We start from the raw sequence: 21,565 nt of genomic DNA, 5'->3' as shown, positions 1-21,565 counted from the left end.
CAAAAATTTATAATATGTTAAATGGGGGTTCGGTGTTAAAAATGGATTACACTACAATAAAAACTAAACTTGACGAAATAAATACACAGATAAAAGAATTGTATGAAAATGCCAAAGAATTAAAAGAAATTAGGGACACAGCAAACGACGATGTCAAAAAATACAAAGATTTAAGGGAAGACATCAATGTAAAGGTCAAAGATCAGATTGAAGAAATCAGGCTCTTAAAACAAAAAAGAGCAGACATGCTTGCTGAGTTTAAGTCAATGAAGATAAGTAAGTCGTATCTTGCACAAAAGATAGAACAACTGGAAACTACCCTTCAGACAAAACCAATGTCAATGGACCAAGAAAAAGAAATGGTCCGAGAAATTGAATCTCACAGAAAGTTATATGACAAAGCGGTAGAATTAGAAAACTTGAATGAAACCATAAAGACAATGTCTGATGGAATTTCCGTTCTTGTAAACCAATCTTCAGAAGAACATAAAAAAGTGCTTGAAAATGCAAGAGTAAGTGCTGAAAAACATCAGGAACTTTTGAAGACTTACGCCGAAATAAATGACTTAAAAGCAAAAGCTACTGAGTTATACGACAAATTGAAAGAAATGAAGATAAAAGAAATAGTAGAAGAAGAAATCTAATTTTATTTTAATTTATTGATACTTATTATGTGAAAATTATGAATGATAGTTATATAAAGCCCCATATCGTCATAGGGGACCTTTCGAAAATACATGGGTTAATAAACGAAGAAAAAATCCTTTTAGGGACCGACGGAAGTATTACAAACCTTTTGGAAATTCTTTTCGGCAATGAAGTTGTTGTGGAAACACTCCATCAAGAAATAATGGATAATGTAAATTATAGGGCAGTATTGCTCGGAGTAAATGGAATTCCCCTAATCTATGCAACTTCAGAAACACCGCTTGAAAGCATAGATGAGATACAAATACGCGAAAAAATAAGAAAAGACCTTCTTTCAGCAGACATCCCGATTGGAAAAATTTTAAAGATCCACAATTTGGAAACAAGGCGAGAAATCGTCGAAATAGAAGTAAAAGAAGTTCCAGATTCGGTTATAACTAAATTGAATCCGAAAAGAAGTAAAATTCCCCAAAGAACCTATAATATAATCCACAAAAACAAGGTAATTATGACGATAACTGAAATGTTTAATCTTGAAGATCACATTTAATCAGAAGTGATTCGATGTTAAAAGAAGCGCTTTTTTATGAAAACCTTGAAAATTGTAAGATAAAGTGTAATATCTGTCCAAGACACTGTATAATTTCTTCTGGAAAACGAGGAGTTTGTGGTGGCCGAGAAAATATTGATTGCTCACTTTATGCAGTAAATTATGGAAAAATATGTGCGACAGCAGTTGATCCTATTGAAAAAAAACCTTTATTTAATTACAAACCCGGTACGAGCGTTTTTTCAATAGCTACTGCAGGATGTAATTTTAAGTGTAAACACTGCCAAAACTGGGAAATAAGCCAGTCATTACCTGAAGAAGTTCCTTTCAGTGAATTAACGCCTGAAGACGTTGTTGAACTTGCTAAAAATTACCTATGCGAAGGAATTGCATATACCTACACCGAACCAACTATATTTTATGAATTTATGCAAGAAACAGCAAAATTAGCAAAAAAACACGATTTATTCAACGTAATGGTTACAAATGGGTATATTGAAAAGGAACCCCTGAAAAAACTTGAAATCGATGCAATGAATATTGATATAAAAGGAAATAGTGAGTTTTATAAAAAAATATGCCTTGCAGAATTGGAACCTGTTCTTGAAACCTGCAGATTGGCAAAAAAACTTGGAATACATATAGAAATTACAAATTTAGTCGTTCCAACATACAACGATAATCCAAAATATATAGAATCAATAATTAATTTTGTAAAAGATGAACTTGGAGTTGATACTCCACTTCATTTCACTGCATTTTATCCGCACTACAAACTAACCTCTGTACCATCTACCCGTATGGAAACAATTAAAAAAGCAAGAGATATGGCGTTAAATGCAGGATTGCATTATGTTTATGCCGGAAACGTTCCATTTGGTGCGGGATATAATACTTACTGCCCCGAATGCAAATCCATCGTAGTGGATCGTTTTGGATACCAAAAACCTGAATTACATCTTGATAAATCATCAAAAACTCCCAAATGTCCAAAATGCGGTAAAGAATTAGACTTGATACTTTAAATTATTTTTAAATATTTAGGTGATATCTTGAGATACCTAGAACTTTGCACAATTGAGCATGCCAAAGAAGTTGTAAAAACTCTTTTAAATGAATTAAGCACCGAAGAAGTAAGTCTTTTTGAACTTCCTGGAAGAATACTTGCAGAAGACATCGTTTCAAATGTGGATGTGCCCCCATTTGATCGTTCAAGAATGGATGGTTATGCCGTAAGGGCAAAAGATACTTATGAAGCTGAAGAAGATAAACCTGTTACTCTCGAAATAATTGATAAAATACGTGCAGGCGGAAATTCTGATTTAGAAATACTGTCCGGCCAATGCATGGAGATTGCAACGGGAGCACCCCTTCCAAAAGGTGCTGATGCGGTAGTTATGGTTGAATTTGCGGAAATTGAAGAAAATTCTGTAAAACTCTACAAGGCAGTCTCCCCACATGAAAATATCCAGCCATGTGGAAACGATATTATGGTTGGGGAACTCATAATGAGAAAGAATACTGTTGTATCTCCAAGAGATATCGGTGCAATATCTGCAGTTGGTAAAAATAAGTTAAATGTATTTAAAAATCCAAGTATCGGGCTTTTATCTACTGGAAATGAACTAATCAGTCCGGAAGAGGAATTGGGGCCATATAAAATTTACGATGTGAATACATACACGATAGCATCATCTATTTTAGAAAAGGGATGGAATTTTAATTTTTATGGGATTGTAAAGGATAATAAAGAAGATTTAATGGATAAACTAAAGAAAGCAATGAATGAAGACGTAATACTGCTTAGTGGCGGAACATCTGCAGGAGTTGGTGATTTAACAAGTACTGCAATCGAAGAGCTTGGCGGGGAAATCCTAGTACATGGGATAAAAATAAAACCTGGAAAACCAACTATTATCGGAAGAATTGGGAAAAAATTGGTTGTAGGACTTCCAGGATATCCAACGTCATGTTTAACCATTTTTGATGTGTTATTCAATGAAAAAGGAAAAACAATGCGGGCACAAGTTTATAATCGATACATGTCAGCTAAGGGACGAGAAGAATACCTTCCAGTTTCAATAATCCGGGGAAAAGATGGTTACGGGGCCTATCCTGTTTTAAAGGGGAGCGAAGCGATAACTTCACTCACATATGCTGATGGATATATTATAATTCCCGAAAACAGAGAAATTGTTGAAGATGAGATGTTTGATGTACACATGTTTGGCGATATTAGGATTGGGCTCAATATTATCGGAAGCCACTGTGTTGGAATCGACAGGATTTTACGAAAAGGTCAAATTCTTGCAAGAACTGTAAATACTGGTTCTCTTGGTGGAATAATGGCGGTAAAAAGAAATGAAGCAGACATTGCCGGAATTCACCTTTTAGACAACAATGGCGAATATAATATTTCATATCTAAAAAAATACAATGTAACTGATTCTGTTTTAGTTCGAGGATATGTTCGTGAACAAGGTTTCATGTTTAAAAAAGAGCTTGGAATAGAATCAATGGAAGATTTAATTGAAAAAATTCGATATTATAAAATAATTAACCGGAATAAAGGTTCAGGAACAAGAATACTCTTTGATAAATTCTTAAAAGAAAATGATATTGATAAAAATTCGATAAATGGATATGACATTGAAGCAAAAACGCATTCTGCGGTGGGGGCTGCTGTTTCAATGGGTAAAGCACAGATTGGACTTGGTATAAGTACAATTTCTGATCACTATGATTTGGAATTTATTCCAATTGCAGACGAAAATTACGATCTTTTAATTCCTAAAGAAAAATTATATGATGAAGATATAATTAAATTCATAGAAACGCTCAAAAACGAAGAACTTCCATTTAAAAAGTCAAAAGACACGGGAAAAATTATTTATGGGTGCTAATTTTATTTTTTTTAAATTTTAGATATATTTAAAAATTACCAATTAGATAATTAATTAATAGAATTATCATTTTTTGGAATATCATTTGGGGGGATTTAAATTGAAATTAAATCTTGAAGAGGGGACTTTAATAATCAAACATTCTCGAAATGTGCTTGAACAGTATTTAAAAGGCGAAGAGCCGAATATTCAAAGTTATCCTGATAAATTTAAAAATGTTCGAGGAATTTTTGTGTCACTACATACGTATCCAGAACATGATTTAAGGGGGTGCATTGGAATTCCTGAACCCATAATGTCGCTTGTTGATGCGATAAAAGAAACTTCAATAAGTGCTGCAGTCCACGACCCTAGATTTCAGCCTTTAACACATCCTGAGCTTAAAGACACGATTATAGAAGTTAGTGTATTAACAACTCCTGAAGATGTAGATGTTAAAGATCCAAGGGAATATTTGGAAAAACTCAAAGTCGGAAGAGATGGACTTATTATTGAATTTGGGCCTTATAGGGGATTATTACTTCCACAGGTGGCTACAGAGTATAACTGGGATACAAAGCAGTTTTTATCGAACTTATGTTTAAAAGCAGGACTTCCTGTAACCGCATGGACTGATTATGACGTTAAAATAAAGTCTTTTCAGGCACAGGTGTTCGAAGAGCTTGTACCTGGTGGCCCAGTAGTTGAAAAATCAACGTATACTGGATGTTAACCCATACTTTTTTAATTTTGGAAAATATATAACATATAAAACTGTTTTAATGTGATTTTCATGGATATAATGCCTATTGAAGATATTTTTAAATTTAATCAAATTACTGGAAAAATAAAAGAAAAACTAGAAACTTATAATGGATTAATAAGAATTGTAACACACCACGATCCTGATGGACTTACATCTGGTTCAATTGTGCTTAAAACACTTATCAGGTTAAATAAAAATGCACAAATGACTATTTTGGAGCATTTATCAAAAGAATCTATTGAAGATCTCGCAAAAGAAAACGATAAAATGTTTATATTTTGCGATATGGGAAGCGGTCAGATTGAATTGATAAATAATCTTGGATTTAATGCAATAATTCTTGATCACCACCCTCCAAAAGTGGCCGAAACTGAAATTGGAAATATTTTACAGTTAAATCCACACATTTTTGGGGCAAATGGTGCAAAAGAGATTTCTGCAAGTGGAGTATGTTATTTAATTGCAAGATTATTTGGATATTATGATTTAGCACCTATTGCAATTGTTGGGGCAATTGGGGACATGCAACACTTGCCATTTATTGGATTGAATAAATATATCTTAAATGAAGCAAGGAAGAACCGTTATTTGAGCGTTATAAAAGATATTGTTTACAATTGCTACAATTTACCAATTTCAAAGTCGATATGTTATTCAACTCAACCGTATATCAGAGAATTAAGTAGTATCGATAAAATAAAAGAGATTTTTGATGAATTAAAAATAAATCCTGAAAAAAAAGGAATAACTGCAAAAGAAGCAGAAAATTTGCTCGAATATTTTGAAAAATTTAACAAAAATGACGAGTTAATGGTTGATAGATACGAAATAAATCATAAAATAAACGATGCGTTTTACCTATCAGAAGTTTTGAATGCATGTGGCAGAAAAGAGATGACTGCAGTCGGAATTGGAATTTTGCTTGGAGATGATGAATGCATCAAACACGGCGAGAAATTATACATTGAATACAAGGAAGAATTAATTGAAGAATTAAAAAACGTAAAATTAAATTCTATGGATAATATCGAATATTTTATCGGTGAAAAAGGAAAAACCGGAATAATTGCCGCATTAATGGTAAAAGATAAGCCAGTACTAGGATTTAACGAGCAAAGCGAAATTTATAAGGTTTCTTCAAGAGGAAACAAGGAACTCGTTGAATGGGGACTAAATCTTTCAGAAGCAATGGCTGCATCAAAAGAATTTGGTGGAGATGGTGGTGGACACAATATCGCATCTGGTGCAGCCCTCCAAAAGAATTATTTAAATGAATTTTTGGAAAAGGTCAATGAAATTGTTGGTAAACAGTTGAAAAAGTAAAGGTACTTGAAAATAAAAAGCATGGGACTAATGATTAAAATATAAATAACGCGACGTAATATATTATTAGCCAAAAAATTAGGGGATACTATGAGAGCTTTCAAAGTAACACGGGATACAAACGAAACGAAAATACACCTTGAACTCAATATCGACGGAACCGGAAAATATGCAATAAAAACAGGAATTGCATTTTTTGACCACGTTCTTTCTTCGTTTGCAAAACACGGCGCATTTGATTTAAAATTAGATGTTTTAGGGGATTTAGAAATTGATGATCACCACACGGTGGAAGATGTGGGCATTGTTCTTGGAAAAGCTTTTGAAAATATGGAAAAAAAGAACATCAAAAGATTTGGGTGGGCAATAATTCCAATGGATGAAGCAAAGGCAACAGTATCTATTGATATTGGCGGTAGGCCTTACGTTGTTGGAAATTATACGCCAAACACTGAAAAAATAGGTAATTTTTCAACGGAAAATGTTGTACACTTTTTTGAATCGTTCTCAAACAATGCAAAAATAAACTTACATTTTGAAGTGACTGGTGAAAACGAACACCACAAAGTTGAAGCCCTCTTTAAGGCATTTGGGGTTGCAATGGATATGGCAACACATGTAGACGAAAGAAAAGGGATTGTTAGTACAAAAGGCGTAATTTAAGGGATATAATGAACAGAAACAAGAAAATAGCACTCGTAGCGCACTGTATTTTAAACTGTAATTCAAAAGTCGAATGCCTTTCTGAGTACGGTGGTGCTTTACGGAATGTTGTAAATTACCTGATGGACGAAGGTTTTGGAATTATCCAGTTACCTGTCCTGAAATGGCAATATATGGTATAAAAAGATGGGGACATGTTAAAGAGCATTTTCATACCCCCATTTTAGAAAAATAACTAGAAAATTATTTCAGCCGATTTTAGAACAAGTTCTTGATTATATAAAAAACGGTTACGAAGTATCTCTTTTAGTGGGGATTGATAAAAGCCCAAGTTGTGGGATATACGAAACATGCTCTTCAAAAGAATGGGGCGGATATTCGAGCAATGGGAATATGGCCGAAAAACTTGAAAAATTAGAAATGGTCTCCGAAAAAGGAATATTTATGATGAAATCCTAAAAATACTTAAAGAAAATGAAATAGCAATAAAATGCACCGCAATATATGAAGAAAATATTGAAGATTCTCTCAACCACTTAAAAAAATTTATATAATCCAATTTTTACTTTTTTAAAGTTTATAAATTCTTATTTTTTTATTTCAATGGCTATTAATAAATTTACAATATAGTTTAATTATTAGATAATTTTTCAATTACTAATATATATTTTAATATCTAAACTAAATATCTCTAAACTAAATATCTCTAAACTAAATATCTCTAAACTAAATATCTGGCAATGATTACATGAATAACAAACTTTTAATTCTTATTATTGGAACAGTTTTAATGTTTTCAGGCTGTGTTTCCAGTTCTGAAGCTCAAATTGATGAAGATCTTTCTTGGAAAAATGTCGAAGAAAATGGCGTATTAAAAGTAGGTTTTTGTGCTACGTGGCCCCCATTTGAATCAAGAAATGAAACAACTGGCGAAATCGAAGGTTTTGATGTAGATCTTGCAAAAGCACTCGGTGAAGAATTGGGTGTTGAAGTTGAAATTATCGATGCTGAATGGCAAGCACTTTTAGGCGGACTTTCAAAAGGGGATTACGATACATTAATCACCTGTATGTCTAAAAAAGAAGCATCTGTCGAAAATGTAGAAATGAGTGACGTTTACTACGAATTAAACGATGTAATTGTTGTAAGAATTGATAACAATGAAATTACCAGTGTTTCAGATTTATCTGGAAAAATAGTTGGTGTACAGCTCGGTTTTGGTAGTGAACAAGCAGTTGACGCACTTTCGGGAATACAAGAAATAAAAAGATATAATTACAATCCTGAAGCAATGATTGATCTTCAAAATAACAGATCTGACGCAGTTTTTGTAGGATACACATACGCATTATCTGAAATTTCAAAATGTCCTGATTTAAAAGTTCTCGATACTCCCGTAGCTTCTGCAGAAATCGCAATGGTTCAAAAAGAAGGTGCTAAAGAATTGACCGCTAAATTAAACGAAGCACTTTCAAAAATAAAAGAAAATGGAATGTACGACGAAATCCAAGACAAATGGTTAATTTTAGAATAATTTTCTAAACTTTTAAACTAATTTTGGTGTTTTTATGAAATTTTACCTTGTTTATAACAATATTCCTTTCATTATCGATGCTGTTTTTGTTACCCTTAACATAACGATAATGTCTTTTTTATTGGCAGTTGTTATTGCGGTTTTAGTGGGTTCCATACGTGCAATGAATTTTTCAAAAACTTTAAATCTGATTTTAATGGCATACGTTGAAGTTTTTAGGGGAACTCCTCTTTTAATCCAGCTTTTTTTCATATACTATGGACTGCAATCAGTTGGAATCGTAATGTCGAGTACTTTTGAGCAGTTCTCGGACTTTCACTAAATGGTGGGGCATATATTTCAGAGATAATACGAGTCGTGATACAATCCGTTCCAGTGAGACAGTTTTAGGCTGCAGAATCACTTGGAATGAGTAAAATTGAAAGTATGGTTTACATTGTGCTTCCACAAGCGTTCCGGATAACTATTCCCCCACTAGTAAATTCATTTTCATCGCTCTTAAAAGAAAGTTCTTTAATATCTGTTCTTGCAATTACTGAACTTACGAGGATAGGGCAGCTCATTTACACGAGAACATCACGACCTTTTGAAATATATTTAACAATCGGGCCCATATATCTGGTATTGGTGTCGATAATCTCGATAAGCTCGTGGAAAATTGAAAAAAAGTTAAATGGCGCATTTGAACGATAATTTTTATGCATGCCAGCAATATTTATATACCTAAAGCGATTTATCACTAGTTTCAAATGATATTCGCGAGTTATACGATGAACAAAGTAAAAGGAACTGCATATACAATTTATTCATCCGTTGCATTCGGCATAATGCCTTTTTTAACTAAATTTGCATACGATGGCGGAGCAAATGCAGTTACTACATTAATGTTTCGTTTTTTGATTGCAGGATTAATTTTATATGTATTTTTAAAATTTAAAAAAATAAGCTTAAAAATTTCAAAACATAATTTTGTAGAAATTTTATTTTACGGCGCATTTTTGTACGCTTTAAACACAGTATTTCTTTACGAAGCTTATAATTCCATACCAACAGGTGTTGCAACCACATTACACTTCATCTATCCTGTAACCGTTACATTATTAATGTTAATCATTTTTAAGGAAAAGCTGGGAATAAATAAAGCTTTCGCACTTATTTTTTCATTTTTAGGAATGTACTGTTTAGTTGGCGGCAACTGTGCAGGTTTTGATATCTATGGAGTATTACTTGCAGCAGGTTCAGGTTTAGTTTATGCAGGATACATTGTTTCTGCTGGAAAATGCAGGTATTCAAAAATAGACTCGTATATAACCATATTTTATCTATCAATTTTATCTTCAGTCTTACTTTTTATTTATGGCCTATTTACAAATAGTTTAACATTAAATATGGCATTTTCAAGTTATGTTTCAATTGGGATTATATCGGTATTCTGTACGGTTGTGGCATTGATTGCATTTTTAGAAGGAATAAAATTGATAGGTCCATCTAATACTGCGATATTAAGCACACTCGAACCAATAGTGAGTATAATTCTAGGGATAATCTTATTAAATGAAGTAATTAGCTTTAAAATTGGTTTTGGTAGCATTTTAATTTTAGTTTCTGTAATAATTGTTACAATCGAAAAAAGTAAAGTTCCTGAAATTATTGAAAATTAAAAAATAAAAGTAAAATAATTTAGTGTTCAAAAATGTATTTCAAAACTGATTTTTGAGCATGTAGCCTATTTTCAGCTTGATCGAATACTTTGGACTGTTTTCCATCGATTACTTCATCAGTAATTTCAAAACCCCTGTTTGCAGGAAGGCAGTGAAGTACTATTGCATCTTCTTTTGCTTTTGATAAAAGTTCAGCATTTATCTGGAATTTAGGGAATATTTTTAAGATTTCTTCTAAATTTTTATTTTTGTCGTTCATGCTGATCCATACATCAGTATATAACACATCTGCATCTTTTGCAGCGATTTCTGGATCGTCAGTTAAGGTTAAACTTCCTTCCCCATATTTTGCAATTATTTCAAGGGCTTTTTTAACGAAAAGTCCGCTTGGTTCATAGCTTCTAGGGGTTGCAATAACAACATCCATTCCTAAAATTGCACCTGCAATCATCAAAGAGTTTGATACATTGTTTCCGTCTCCAAAGTATGCTAATTTTAGTCCTTTGAAGTCTTTGCCATTTTCTTTCATTGTGAGTAAGTCTGCTAAAATCTGGCAAGGGTGTGCAAGGTCGCAAAGTGCATTAATTACTGGAACACTTCCATATTCTGCAAGATCTTCCAGTGTTTTGTGACTTTTAACTCTAGCAACGATCGCATCAACAAATCTGCTCATAACTCGTGCAGTGTCAGCAATGCTTTCTTTTTTTCCAAGGTGGATTTCTCCTTCATTCATCATCAAGGAGTGCCCCCCAAGTTCGTGTACTGCAAGATCAAAACTCATTCTGGTTCTGGTAGATGGGCTCTCAAAAATCAAGGCAATACTCTTGTTTTTCAAGATATCATGGCCGCATCTATTTTTCTTAAAGTATTCAGCATCTTCAATAATTTTTAAAACTTCTTCTCGCTCTAAATTCCAAAGTGTTAATAAATCCATAGTACCACCACTAAAAACATTGAAACAATCAAAAATACAATTGAAGATAAAATTTAATATACATCTTATATTTAAAATATTCCTAAATAATAGTTAATTGTAATCAAGAGTTGAAATTTCATGCACTATTTTTCAGAAAATCCGGATTCAAAACATGATGAATCCACAGTTTCAGGTATACTTCGAGGAAAAAAATTTTCATTCAAGACTGATAGTGGAGTTTTTTCTCCAAAAAAAATCGACAAGGGGACCATAATACTTGTCGAAGAATTGGAACTCTTAAAATCCGACAATGTTTTAGATGTTGGATGTGGATACGGGGTTATCGGGATTTCAATTGCAGATGAGGTTAATTCAGTTACAATGACTGATGTAAATAACCGTTCTGTTAGCCTCACAAGAAAAAATGTAAAATTAAATGGAAAATCTGAGAAAAATATCGAGGTTTTCCAAGGGGACTTATACGAGAAAGTAAAAAATAAAAAATACAGTGTAATTATTTCAAATCCTCCGATAAAAGCAGGGAAAGAGTTAATACACAAAATTATTTCAAAAGGTCACGAACTTTTAAATGAAAATGGATCGATCTGGGTAGTTATCCAAACAAAGCATGGTGCAAAGTCACTTACTAAATACATGGAAGAAATTTATGGAAACGTTGAAACAGTCACGATATCTGGCGGATACAGGGTTTTAAAATCCGTAAATACGAATAACGAATAATTTTACATAATTTCAATTAATTAACGTAGAGGGCGATAATTTGATAGAATATGTTATTGGAGCGCTAGGATTAATCATAGCTTCAGTTATGGATTTTAGAAGTCGAGAAATTGAAGACTACATATGGATTTTTTTAGCAGTATTTGGGATTTTATTTGCAATTTATTCATCAATTACGCTTTCAGATTATTCAATTTTGATAAATTCAATTTCAGGATTTGTAATATGCTTTATTCTTGGATACATGATGTTTTTATCCGGAATTGGTGGTGGAGACGGAAAGATGCTAATTGGGCTTGGTGCATTAGTTCCAAAATTTCAGATGCCAATTTATACGTCCCTTGGAACACTTTTAAACTTAAATTATTTGCCCACTTTTCCAATAATGGTTTTCATAAACGGAATATTTTTCATGGTGTTTTTGCCGTTTGTTATATTATTTAGAAATATATTGAATGGTGCAAGACCAAAAACCGGTAAAGACGTTATTTTAATGTTTTTTGGAGAAAAAATGAAAGTAAAAAATGCAAAAGAGCAAAAAAGACTTATAATGGGCCAAAATGACAAGATAAATTTCTTCCCTGCAGCAGATGACGAAGACTTTTCAAAATATGCTGACGAAGAAGAAATCTGGGTTACACCACAGATTCCACTCATAATTCCAATAACCCTATCGTATTTAGTAACTCCAATAATTGGAGATAGGATACTCGACTTTTTAATTCCGTTCTAAAATTCGATTTCAATTTCATAAACTTTTTCTACGTTTTCTTTATGGATTTTAAAGCATTTTTCTTCATCAATTATTTCATTTTCAAGTAACTGTCTGGTTTTTCTTGGCACCGTTCTTATTCCAAGAACAACCCCTGGTCTTTTTAAATCATCGATATAGTCGGTTTCCATTAAAAATCGGGTAGATTTTTCAATTGCAGTATCAATTGGTTTTGAAGCAACAATTGATGGAAAAATTCCAAATTCTTCGCCTTCTAAAACCATATCTGAAGAGTGATGTTTTGTAACTTTTTCTGGAGAAAGTTTCACCGATTTTGCCATTTCTGCAAATTCAAAAAACTGTTCTTTTGATGCACTCTCAGCATGTATTTGCACTGCGCAATCGATATCTTTTGCAATTTCCATCGAATAAGTTAGAATTTCATTTGATGCATCCCATATTTTTTCTTCAACTTCATAATGCGGCCTTCCAACTTCACCAATTCCAATTAAAAAATCATTTTCCAAAACCATATTTTTTGCATAATCAAGTGCATCTATCATGTAATGTTTGGCAGTTTCAAGTTCGATTCCATTTTTAATCATTACTGTTAATTCTGCAGGGTGAACGCCCAAAATTCCAAATGCAAGTACCCCATTTTCCCTTACTTTTTCGATTATCGAGATCATTTCATCCATTGTTTTGGTCAAATTGGTACTAAATGCAGGTTTATTTGGTATAATCATCACTTTTCCACCTGCATTTTTAAATGTCTTTGCAACTTTTTCTGGCCCGAGTCCATTTACTGGATCGATATGGATATGGTTGTCAGTTATCGGAAGTTCTTTTAAAATATCCATTTTAATCCCTTTTCCACACGTAAATTGGTTTTCCTTTGTAATTTACGAGTTTTAATTCTTCAATTGGTTCTTCGCCGCTGAGTGCTTTTACAATTAAATTACAGTTTATTTTTTTTGCAATTTCTAAAATAAATGGTTGAAGATCTCTTGGAGGCCTAAACGAGTAAATTAATCCAACATTTTTATAAATTTTAAGATCTGGATTAAATAAATCATCATAAAATGCATTTAATCCGGTTTCTTTAGCATCCAAAACTGCATTTTTGTTTATATCGATAACAATTACCTCAAAGCCGGAATCTTTTAACTTTTTAGCGTTATCGAAATAAAATCCAATTCCAAGTTCTGCGACTTTTAAACCTTTATTTTTTATATGGCCATAATTTTCATTGATGTATTTAAAAATTGTATCCATAGAATATCCCTTTATTTGTAAATTTCCTGAAATTCTTTATTTTTGATGATTCCGAGCGTTTCAAGTATCCAAAATATCGTGGCTGAAGGAATTGCATCCGTTCCAATTAAAATTTCTTCAAATCCCCCCAAAATTCCCAAAATTGATGAATGGTATAAATTTCTAATAATTAACGCATATATTGGGGCCCATACTAAATCTCCAGATTCTCCAAGTCCTGGGATTAAATATGTGGCCATACCAACAATATCTAGGGCAATAGAAATTATTAATTTTTTGTAATCTGCTTTTATCGAATTAAAGTTCATTTTTTCACAAATGGTTCAAATATTGTACTTTTTAATAGTAATTTGCATTTACATTATTTACGTTTTTATAAATTAAGATATATATGTTTAAATATTGAAGCGAAGAAGGAGGGATTTTCGTGACCATAGTAATGGTTATTGCACCAGAAAGATTTAGGGATGAAGAACTTTTTGAACCTTTACAGGTATTTCAGAGCAAAAATATTGCTACACAGGTAGTTTCAACTACAATCGGACAGCATAAGGGAGTTATGGGCAAAGTAATGACAACAACAAAAACGATTGAAGAAGTAAATTCAAACGATTTTGATGCGATAGTTATTGTTGGGGGAGGGGGTTCACGAGATTTCCTCTGGAATAACGAAAAATTACTTGAACTTTTAAAAGAATTTAATAAACAGGGAAAAGTTACCGCCGCAATATGCATTTCGCCAGCAGTTCTAGCACAAGCGGGACTTTTAAATGGTAAAAAAGTAACAGTATTTCCAGATGATGAATCTATTGCAGTTTTACAGCAAAACGGAGCAATTTACCTGGACGAAGCTGTAATTGTGGATGGAAAAGTAATTACTGGAAGAAATCCTGACGCTGCAAAAGAATTTGGATTAAAAATTGCAGAAGCGCTTGGAAAATAAACAATTCTTTTTTTAAATTTTTAAATTAATTTTAATCTTAAATTATAATTTACGTGAAAATATGGAATTTAAAACACCAAAATATCAAAAAATAGGCGATATTTTAATCGTTAAAAAGAATTTAAACGACAATGAAATTAATTATTTGGTAGAAAAGACCAAATGCAAAACTATTGTAAAATATAATACACATATTACTGGAGATTTAAGAACTCCAAAAATAAAATTACTCTACGGAACCAAAACAGAAACAATACATAAAGAACACGGGTGCCTTTTTAAAATTGATGTATCAAAAGTAATGTGGAGCATGGGAAATTTAGAAGAACGAAAGCGAATAAGTACTCTTTCAAACAGCAATGAAATTGTTGTAGACATGTTTGCAGGGATTGGATACTTTACAATTCCTATTGCAAAATATTCAAATCCTAAAATGATTTACGCTCTTGAATTAAATCCTGATTCTTATCACCACCTTTCTGAAAATATAAAATTAAATAAAATCGAAAATGTAACTCCCATTTTGGGAGACAATAGGGATTTTTCCTTAAAAAATATTGCAAACAGGATTTCAATGGGTTATGTTTTAAAAACCCATAAATTTTTGGACAAAGCTTTTGAAATACTTCACGAGAATGGCGGAGTAATTCACTACCATGAAACAGTTCATGAAAAAATACTCGAATCTCGCCCGATAGAGCGTTTAAAATATCATGCAGAGAAAAACGGCTATAAATTGGATAAATATAAAATTAATAAAATAAAGAAATATGCTCCTGGAATCTGGCACGTTGTAGTCGATGCAGAATTTTTAAAAATTTAAAACGTAAAAAAATTATTTTGTTCCTAAAATATTACATTCAGGACAGCTTAGGCTATTTTCATCGTATTTTAGTGTATTGTTTACTTTTTGAAGTGCACGTGTTGATTTCGAAAGAACTGCTGCATTTGATAATGATCCTGCAATTAAAACAGCAGTCATAATCTGTTCTTCACTTATTCCCATTTTTTTAGCAGCTTCGATGTGAAATTCGATGCAGTGTTCACAACCGAGAGCTGAAACAACTGCAATAGAAATCAATTCCGCAGTTTTTGGGTCAATATGCTTGTAATCATCAACAACAGCTTCATCGTAGTTGATTTTTGATTCTAAAAGTTTTGGATTAGTTTTCATTTTTTCAATAATGTACGGAACTTTTCCGTACCTTTTTTTAACGATTTCCATTAATTTGAATAATTTTTCATCAGAAATTGAACTGTTTTCATTCATACTATCACGATAATTCTTTTAGACATCAGTGATTTGTATAATGTGAGTTTTCCATTAAATAAAAATCGAAAAATAAATCAAAAACAAAAAAAGCATTTAAATAAATTTCATCAAAATTTCAATCAATATTTCTCTAAACGATTCTGAAAATCGAAATGCTAGGGCAGCTACAATAATAAGCAGTCCTGGAAATAGATAGTAGGCTACTACTTTGTCGTGCAGTATTCTAATTCTCTGTTTTTTTAATCTCAATCGCTTCTGTAAGCTTTCTACAATTTCTCGTTTTTCGGAAGTAGTTCGTTTTCTATCTGTCATTACTCTTGAAACTTCTTCTTTTAAATGGCAAGTTTCATCTTTTAATTCCAAATATTCTGTAAGTGCCCCCATGATTACCCCAAAATATAATTTTAATTTCTACGTATAATTATTTTTTTTAAATAATATATACATATTACTGAAATATTTAAAAAAAGAACATTTTTGTCGGGGCAATTTCTTAAAAAAAGTTATATCGACGATAAATATATTAAATCTATTTTTTCCATAAATTTACTGGATCCAATGTTCCATCAACTAATACGTCAAAATCAATTTTATCAAGCCATTTATTATGTTTAAATACATTACAAATGCTTATTCCAATAATTTTTTTGGGACTCAGATTCTTGATTATGGCATTTACTTCATCAGGCGTAGCTTTTGAATGTGCAGTTGCAATTCCGCCCATAATTACTAAAATATCGGGATTTATCAGATTTTTTTTATTTTCAAGCCCGAAAAACCTGTAACCTATATCTGTGAGTTCATATTCTACAGAATTTTCAATTTCTGCATCAGGAATAAAGTATTGATTTTTAACAGTATTTCTAATTGAATATCCAAAAAGCTGGGCCATCGAAAAGCAAACCCCTTTTGAACCGATATACACTATTTTTTTAGCGTTTTTAGATTCTATTTCCGATTTAAATTCCTCAACAAAAAATGAAAGGCATTTTCCAGATTTTACGAAGTCCATAATATCCCTCGTAATAATATCTGTATTTTAAAATAGTTAAATTTTTAGAATTTAAAAATAAATTTTATAAAAATTCAAATCCAAAATCGTTTCTTTTAAATTTTAAACCAGGTTCAACTTCGAAGTTTATCTCCTTTCCAAGCGCATTATCTATCAAAAGTTTTCCAACTGACGGTTTTGATCTAATTCCACAAATTGAAGTTGTAATTCTTGGATTTACTTCTAAAATTGAGATTTCTTTTCCATTGATCATGAAATCTACTCCAACGTAACCGTTAATTCCATCGATTTGTTCGAGAGTTTTCTTACATTCAATAATCGCCTTTTCTTTTAGGGGGTGATCAATATTTATTTCCCCTCCGCAGTATCTCTCTTCAATATACTGTTTATTCATACATAATGGATAGAATTTTTTATTTTTTGCAATAAAAATGATGGAATATGGTTCTCCTTCAATAAATTCCTGAACAATGTAATTTTCATCAAACGTATCGTGGGTACTGTCGCATCCAAGCCTGTTTTTAACAACGTATTTTTTAATTGGGAATGTTTTTGGCGTATTTACGAAATTTTTAATCGCTTCGTAGGTTAAAAATTTGTCTCCTGCAATTTTTACCCCTAATTTTTCACAGCCTAAATTTAAACAGCCGCTTTCTTCGATAAGCTCTGTTAAGTTATACAATATCATATCTTCTTCTGGCGCAATTGCAAGTGCAAAATCTGAAACCTCTAAACACTCTTTAACTGAATTTATGTAATCGTTCGAAACAGTTATCTCTAAATTATCCATTTCATGATATTCAGGATATTTTTTAGCTATTTTTTCGCAAAGTATTGTTTTAACAGTATAATTTTCATTTAAAAATTGATTTAACAATATATCAAACATTAATTTTCCTTCAGCGAGGAGTTCATCGGGGACGAGTCCAGTTCCAACTGTAAATTCAAAAAGAAATATTTTTTTGTCATCCAAGTTTTCACTCTTTAAAATTTATTTTAAATATTTCATAATTTCTTCTGCACCTTCAGTAGGTTCTACAAGACCGCTGTAGACATCTGAAACGATCTGTTTTACTTTGAATGTTTTCGTTATTTTGTTTCTTTTGCAGGATTGTATGAACAGTGGGCAATCTAAACTTCTGCCCTTATGTATCAATGAGTTCAACTTAACTGGAAACATTTTTAAGAAATTTATCATGTGAATTTCGTTCATTAATTCATAAGTTTTGTTAAAATGGTTGAAAACCATTATCTCAAAGTTTTTATTTTTTGCATAATTTAACATTTCTGAAATTAAGTTATTGCAGACAGTTTCACACGGGTTTTTTGATATCGAATCAACAATCTGTTCATTATTTAATAGATACGGGCTTAAGATTTCGTAGTTTATATTTTTGTCTTTCAAAACCTGTTCGATTCTGTTTCTATTTTTATGGGGTAGCATTGCGGTTCCAAGGTCAAACGTTATACAAAACGGATTGAAATATTCTTTTATAAAATCGATCGATGAAAGATCATTTTCACACTGTATTATCACTAAAGCATCTTTTTTAGGCGATATATCCAATCCATTCGTTTTCAACTGGGAAATTGACTTTTCAATAGTTTCAAGTTCCTTTTTTCTATCGATATAACTTTCTACTCGAATAACTAAATTTTCTTTGAATTTATTTTTTAATTCTTCCCTTAGTCTACCAATTACCCAGCCACCTGGGCCGATAAGTAGCGATTTATCGGTTCTTGTGGGCGTATAAAACATTAAAATTAAATTATTTTTATTTCCAGCATCAATTTTAAATTCAAAATCTGAAATTGTAATTTCTGATTCACTGAGGCCGATTTCTAATCTTATTTTTCCAACTATTTTGTAAATTTCGGATAAAAATTCTTCGTTTGATTTATCGATATACTGCATAATTTTACCATAAATCTAAAAATTATAAAAAAAGGTATTATAATTCTTCCGTTTCTTTTTTCAAGAGTTCAACTGCAAGTTCTACTAATTTAAACTTCTGTATTTTTCCACTGGCAGTCATAGGAAATTCTTTAACTACAAATACGTGTTTAGGAACCTTATATCTTGCAATTTTATCAATTGCATAGTCTCTAACGTCTTCTTCTCTAATGTCATAATCTTCTTTAGGGATTACAAATGCACCAACAATTTCCCCGTATTTTTCATCGGGAATTCCAATGACTTGCGCATCGTTAATTCCCGGCATGGTGTATAAAAATTCCTCAATTTCTCGTGGGTAGATGTTTTCCCCACCACGAATGATCATTTCTTTGATACGGCCCACAATTGAGTAGTATCCTTCTTCATCTACTGTAGCTAAATCACCACTGTGGAGCCAACCATCTTCATCGATTACTTCTTTAGTCTTTTCAGGCATTTTATAGTATCCTTTCATGACATTGTAGCCTTTACAGCATATTTCTCCAATTTCTCCCGGACCTACAGTTTCTCCAGTTTCGGGATCTACAAGTTTTACCTCACATTCTGGTAATTTTCTTCCAACAGTTTGTACTCTTTTTTCTAACGAGTCATCAATACTAGTTTGGGTAAATCCTGGAGATCCTTCTGTTAAACCATATACACTCGTTATTCCAGTCATGTACATGTCCTTAACCACTTTTTTCATGACTTCTATTGGTGGTGTGGATCCTGCCATAATGCCTGTACGAAGACTGGAAAGATCAAACATGTCAAACATCGGGTGGCTGTACTCTGCAATAAACATGGTTGGTACCCCATAAAGGGCAGTACACTTTTCTTTCTGAACTGCAGCTAGAACTAACAGCGGGTCGAAAAGCTCAACCATTACCATAGTACCTCCATGAGTTAAAATTGCCATAACTGCAAGAACAATACCAAAACAATGGAAAAGCGGTACTGTTATACACAACCTGTCCTCTTTAGTAAATTTCTGTCTATCGCCGATATAAAACCCGTTATTCAAGATGTTTTTGTGTGTGAGCATTACTCCCTTTGGAAAACCCGTAGTTCCAGACGTATACTGCATGTTTATTACATCATCAGAATCTAACTCTTTTTTAATCCTTAAGAGTTCGTCATCAGGTTGGTGTTTTCCAAGAAGCATTAATTCGTTGGTGTTGTACATTCCACGGTGTTTTTCCTGTCCAACGTAAATTACGCTTTTTAAGAATGGGAATTCTGAACTGTTTAAACCGCCTCGCTGGCATGTTTTTAATTCTGGAACGAGTTCATACAAAATATCGATATAACTTGTATCCCTAAATCCATCAATAATTGCAAGGGCTTTCATGTCAGACTGTTTGAGAACATACGCAAGTTCATGGCTTTTATATGCGGTGTTTACTGTAACCAAAACTGCCCCAATTTTTGCAGTTGCAAACATGAATGTAAGCCAGTCTGGAACGTTTTTAGCCCATATTCCAACGTGGTCTCCTTTAGTTATGCCAATTTCAAGAAGCCCTTTTGCGAGCATATTTACTCTATCGTCAAATTCTTTATATGTTAATCTAAGATTTCTATCGGGATATACCATGAATTCTCTTTCAGGATCTTTTCGAACCTGCTTTTCAAAGAGTTCTCCAAGGGTATCGTTTGTAAAAAGCATGATGTACCTCTAAATGTGCTATTAATCGATTCCTTCGATAAAGTGTTCTTTTAACTTTTCTTTAATGGAATCTGGTATCGGAACTGACTTTTGATTTATAAAATCATAATGAACAGCAACTGCTTTTCCTTTTACGGCCAATTTGCCGTTTTGCCAGGCTTCCTGGTACATTGTAAATGATGAATTTCCAATTTTTGAAATATATGATCTAATTTCAACGTCCATTCCAAGATACATCTGCCCTACGAAGTCAAATTCTGTTCTTACCATAATTAAATTCCATTTTTCGTAGCTTAAATCAAAGTCTGGTACAAATATTTCGAATAATGGATTTCTGGCCTGTTCAAACCAAATTGCAGGTACGATGTTGTTTACATGTTTTAATCCATCAACATCGCCAAATCGAGGGGTTACGGTTGTTTTAAACATTATTATCACAATTTTTAAAGATTAGAATGGTGAGTATATTACTGCAAGAATTTTTGCAACATCTTTTCCAAATGCATGCAAATCATGTGGAACTATCGAATCGTAGTATATGCTGTCTCCTTTTTTAAGGAGGTATTTTTCCTGCCCATATAATACTTCGATTTCTCCATCCATTACATAGATAAATTCTTCTCCTTCATGTGAAGAGAGTTTGTATTCATCAGATTCAAGTGGATGAACATCTATTAGGAATGGTTCCATATGTCTGTCCTGTTTTTCAGCTGCGAGTGCATAAAAATCTAATTTGCTATCTTTGGTTCCATCGATTTTTCCAGAAAATCTGACGATACTTTCTGAGCTTCCAGATTTGGTTAACACAGGACCGCTCTGAGGAGCATCGTCTAAAAATGTACCGAGTCTAACGCCAAGAGCTCTTGCAATTTTGAAAATAGGGGTTAATGACGGAACTAAATCTCCATTTTCCAAGCTTTCGATAAGATTTACACTGCTGTTACTTGCTTTTGCAAGTTCTTCGATTGACATATTTTGTCTTTCTCGTGTTTGTTTGATTTTAATGCCGACGTGGTTTTTTTCAGCCATTTTTATCCTCTAGTTACTATTTTTTAAGAAGCATG

25 protein-coding genes and 2 pseudogenes are annotated in these 21,565 nt (G+C 32.5%); 15 read left to right on the top strand and 12 right to left on the bottom strand.

The window, feature by feature from the left end; translation table 11 throughout:
- Nucleotides 1-41: 41 nt before the first annotated feature.
- The 11 genes and pseudogenes from MMARC5_RS05380 (at nt 42) to MMARC5_RS05330 (ending at nt 10,027) form a co-directional block, all read left to right on the top strand.
- Nucleotides 42-644, top strand: a complete 603-nt coding sequence (locus MMARC5_RS05380) for a DUF7121 family protein (protein WP_011868821.1) — start codon at nt 42-44, stop codon at nt 642-644.
- A 38-nt stretch (nt 645-682) separates the two neighbouring features.
- Nucleotides 683-1,198, top strand: a complete 516-nt coding sequence (locus tag MMARC5_RS05375; RefSeq protein ID WP_011868820.1) for a chorismate pyruvate-lyase family protein — start codon at nt 683-685, stop codon at nt 1,196-1,198.
- Between the two features lie 14 nt (nt 1,199-1,212).
- A complete protein-coding gene (gene amrS, locus MMARC5_RS05370) occupies nt 1,213-2,223 on the top strand; it encodes an AmmeMemoRadiSam system radical SAM enzyme (RefSeq protein ID WP_011868819.1) in 1,011 nt (336 codons plus the stop codon).
- 27 nt (nt 2,224-2,250) lie between these two features.
- The gene (locus tag MMARC5_RS05365) at nt 2,251-4,101 is read left to right on the top strand and encodes a molybdopterin biosynthesis protein (RefSeq protein WP_011868818.1); all 1,851 of its coding nucleotides are present in this window, start codon (nt 2,251-2,253) and stop codon (nt 4,099-4,101) included.
- Nucleotides 4,102-4,201: 100 nt separating this feature from the next.
- Nucleotides 4,202-4,813: a TIGR00296 family protein gene (locus MMARC5_RS05360; protein WP_011868817.1), complete on the top strand. Its 612-nt coding sequence runs from the start codon at nt 4,202-4,204 to the stop codon at nt 4,811-4,813.
- Nucleotides 4,814-4,873: 60 nt separating this feature from the next.
- Complete coding sequence (locus tag MMARC5_RS05355) at nt 4,874-6,169, top strand: single-stranded-DNA-specific exonuclease RecJ (RefSeq protein ID WP_011868816.1); 1,296 nt, start codon at nt 4,874-4,876, stop codon at nt 6,167-6,169.
- Between the two features lie 90 nt (nt 6,170-6,259).
- Nucleotides 6,260-6,832: an imidazoleglycerol-phosphate dehydratase HisB gene (gene hisB, locus MMARC5_RS05350; protein ID WP_011868815.1), complete on the top strand. Its 573-nt coding sequence runs from the start codon at nt 6,260-6,262 to the stop codon at nt 6,830-6,832.
- 8 nt (nt 6,833-6,840) lie between these two features.
- Nucleotides 6,841-7,386, top strand: a pseudogene (locus MMARC5_RS10005) (CD3072 family TudS-related putative desulfidase).
- A gap of 194 nt (nt 7,387-7,580) precedes the next feature.
- Nucleotides 7,581-8,366 carry an ABC transporter substrate-binding protein gene (locus tag MMARC5_RS05340; RefSeq protein WP_011868814.1) on the top strand — a complete coding sequence of 262 codons (786 nt, stop codon included), beginning with the start codon at nt 7,581-7,583 and terminating at the stop codon, nt 8,364-8,366.
- A 34-nt stretch (nt 8,367-8,400) separates the two neighbouring features.
- Nucleotides 8,401-9,059: pseudogene (locus MMARC5_RS10000) on the top strand (amino acid ABC transporter permease).
- A gap of 77 nt (nt 9,060-9,136) precedes the next feature.
- Nucleotides 9,137-10,027: a DMT family transporter gene (locus tag MMARC5_RS05330; protein ID WP_011868813.1), complete on the top strand. Its 891-nt coding sequence runs from the start codon at nt 9,137-9,139 to the stop codon at nt 10,025-10,027.
- Between the two features lie 19 nt (nt 10,028-10,046).
- Here MMARC5_RS05330 and argF read toward each other — a convergent pair whose 3' ends face one another.
- Nucleotides 10,047-10,961, bottom strand: coding sequence for an ornithine carbamoyltransferase (gene argF / locus MMARC5_RS05325; protein ID WP_011868812.1), 915 nt, complete (start codon nt 10,959-10,961; stop codon nt 10,047-10,049).
- Between the two features lie 120 nt (nt 10,962-11,081).
- Between argF and MMARC5_RS05320 the strand changes: the two genes are divergently transcribed.
- Both MMARC5_RS05320 and flaK read left to right on the top strand, forming a co-directional pair.
- The gene (locus MMARC5_RS05320; RefSeq protein WP_011868811.1) at nt 11,082-11,684 is read left to right on the top strand and encodes a class I SAM-dependent methyltransferase; all 603 of its coding nucleotides are present in this window, start codon (nt 11,082-11,084) and stop codon (nt 11,682-11,684) included.
- A gap of 40 nt (nt 11,685-11,724) precedes the next feature.
- On the top strand, nt 11,725-12,417 hold the full coding sequence (gene flaK / locus MMARC5_RS05315) for a preflagellin peptidase FlaK (RefSeq protein ID WP_011868810.1): 693 nt from the start codon (nt 11,725-11,727) through the stop codon (nt 12,415-12,417).
- On the opposite strand, the gene MMARC5_RS05310 is transcribed toward flaK, so the two are convergent.
- Genes MMARC5_RS05310 through MMARC5_RS05300 form a run of 3 tightly spaced genes read right to left on the bottom strand, consistent with a single transcriptional unit; the run spans nt 12,414 to nt 13,979 of the window.
- Entirely contained in the window at nt 12,414-13,256 is an 843-nt protein-coding gene (locus tag MMARC5_RS05310) for a TatD family hydrolase (protein ID WP_011868809.1), read from the bottom strand. The genes flaK and MMARC5_RS05310 overlap by 4 nt on opposite strands.
- 1 nt (nt 13,257) lies before the next feature.
- The gene (locus MMARC5_RS05305) at nt 13,258-13,671 is read right to left on the bottom strand and encodes a UPF0146 family protein (protein ID WP_011868808.1); all 414 of its coding nucleotides are present in this window, start codon (nt 13,669-13,671) and stop codon (nt 13,258-13,260) included.
- 11 nt (nt 13,672-13,682) lie between these two features.
- Nucleotides 13,683-13,979 carry a hypothetical protein gene (locus MMARC5_RS05300; RefSeq protein ID WP_011868807.1) on the bottom strand — a complete coding sequence of 99 codons (297 nt, stop codon included), beginning with the start codon at nt 13,977-13,979 and terminating at the stop codon, nt 13,683-13,685.
- Between the two features lie 119 nt (nt 13,980-14,098).
- On the opposite strand from MMARC5_RS05300, the gene MMARC5_RS05295 reads away from it, so the two are divergent.
- Together MMARC5_RS05295 and taw2 are read left to right on the top strand one after the other, a co-directional pair.
- A complete protein-coding gene (locus MMARC5_RS05295) occupies nt 14,099-14,614 on the top strand; it encodes a DJ-1/PfpI family protein (RefSeq protein ID WP_011868806.1) in 516 nt (171 codons plus the stop codon).
- A 34-nt stretch (nt 14,615-14,648) separates the two neighbouring features.
- Nucleotides 14,649-15,437, top strand: a complete 789-nt coding sequence (gene taw2 / locus MMARC5_RS05290; protein ID WP_463510006.1) for a tRNA(Phe) (4-demethylwyosine(37)-C(7)) aminocarboxypropyltransferase Taw2 — start codon at nt 14,649-14,651, stop codon at nt 15,435-15,437.
- Nucleotides 15,438-15,449: 12 nt separating this feature from the next.
- Here the strand turns inward: taw2 and MMARC5_RS05285 are convergent, their stop codons facing one another.
- From MMARC5_RS05285 to MMARC5_RS05250, 8 genes are all read right to left on the bottom strand, one after another.
- Nucleotides 15,450-15,884, bottom strand: a complete 435-nt coding sequence (locus MMARC5_RS05285; RefSeq protein ID WP_011868804.1) for a carboxymuconolactone decarboxylase family protein — start codon at nt 15,882-15,884, stop codon at nt 15,450-15,452.
- A 96-nt stretch (nt 15,885-15,980) separates the two neighbouring features.
- Nucleotides 15,981-16,271 (bottom strand): hypothetical protein, encoded by a 291-nt coding sequence (locus MMARC5_RS05280; RefSeq protein ID WP_011868803.1) that lies wholly within the window; start codon nt 16,269-16,271, stop codon nt 15,981-15,983.
- A 145-nt stretch (nt 16,272-16,416) separates the two neighbouring features.
- A complete protein-coding gene (locus tag MMARC5_RS05275; RefSeq protein WP_011868802.1) occupies nt 16,417-16,899 on the bottom strand; it encodes a DUF2124 family protein in 483 nt (160 codons plus the stop codon).
- A gap of 64 nt (nt 16,900-16,963) precedes the next feature.
- Entirely contained in the window at nt 16,964-17,872 is a 909-nt protein-coding gene (gene mfnD / locus MMARC5_RS05270) for a tyramine--L-glutamate ligase (RefSeq protein WP_011868801.1), read from the bottom strand.
- A gap of 18 nt (nt 17,873-17,890) precedes the next feature.
- Nucleotides 17,891-18,814, bottom strand: coding sequence for a hypothetical protein (locus MMARC5_RS05265; RefSeq protein ID WP_011868800.1), 924 nt, complete (start codon nt 18,812-18,814; stop codon nt 17,891-17,893).
- A gap of 37 nt (nt 18,815-18,851) precedes the next feature.
- Nucleotides 18,852-20,501 carry an AMP-binding protein gene (locus MMARC5_RS05260; protein WP_011868799.1) on the bottom strand — a complete coding sequence of 550 codons (1,650 nt, stop codon included), beginning with the start codon at nt 20,499-20,501 and terminating at the stop codon, nt 18,852-18,854.
- Nucleotides 20,502-20,522: 21 nt separating this feature from the next.
- Nucleotides 20,523-20,930, bottom strand: a complete 408-nt coding sequence (locus MMARC5_RS05255) for an acyl-CoA thioesterase (protein ID WP_011868798.1) — start codon at nt 20,928-20,930, stop codon at nt 20,523-20,525.
- 21 nt (nt 20,931-20,951) lie between these two features.
- Nucleotides 20,952-21,530, bottom strand: a complete 579-nt coding sequence (locus tag MMARC5_RS05250; protein WP_011868797.1) for a helix-turn-helix domain-containing protein — start codon at nt 21,528-21,530, stop codon at nt 20,952-20,954.
- Nucleotides 21,531-21,565: the final 35 nt, after the last annotated feature.

Origin of the sequence: Methanococcus maripaludis C5 (assembly GCF_000016125.1) — an archaeon.
GTDB classification, from domain to species: Archaea; AGJL01; Methanococci; order Methanococcales; family Methanococcaceae; genus Methanococcus; species Methanococcus maripaludis_D.
This window is presented reverse-complemented; position numbering and strand designations above follow the sequence as displayed.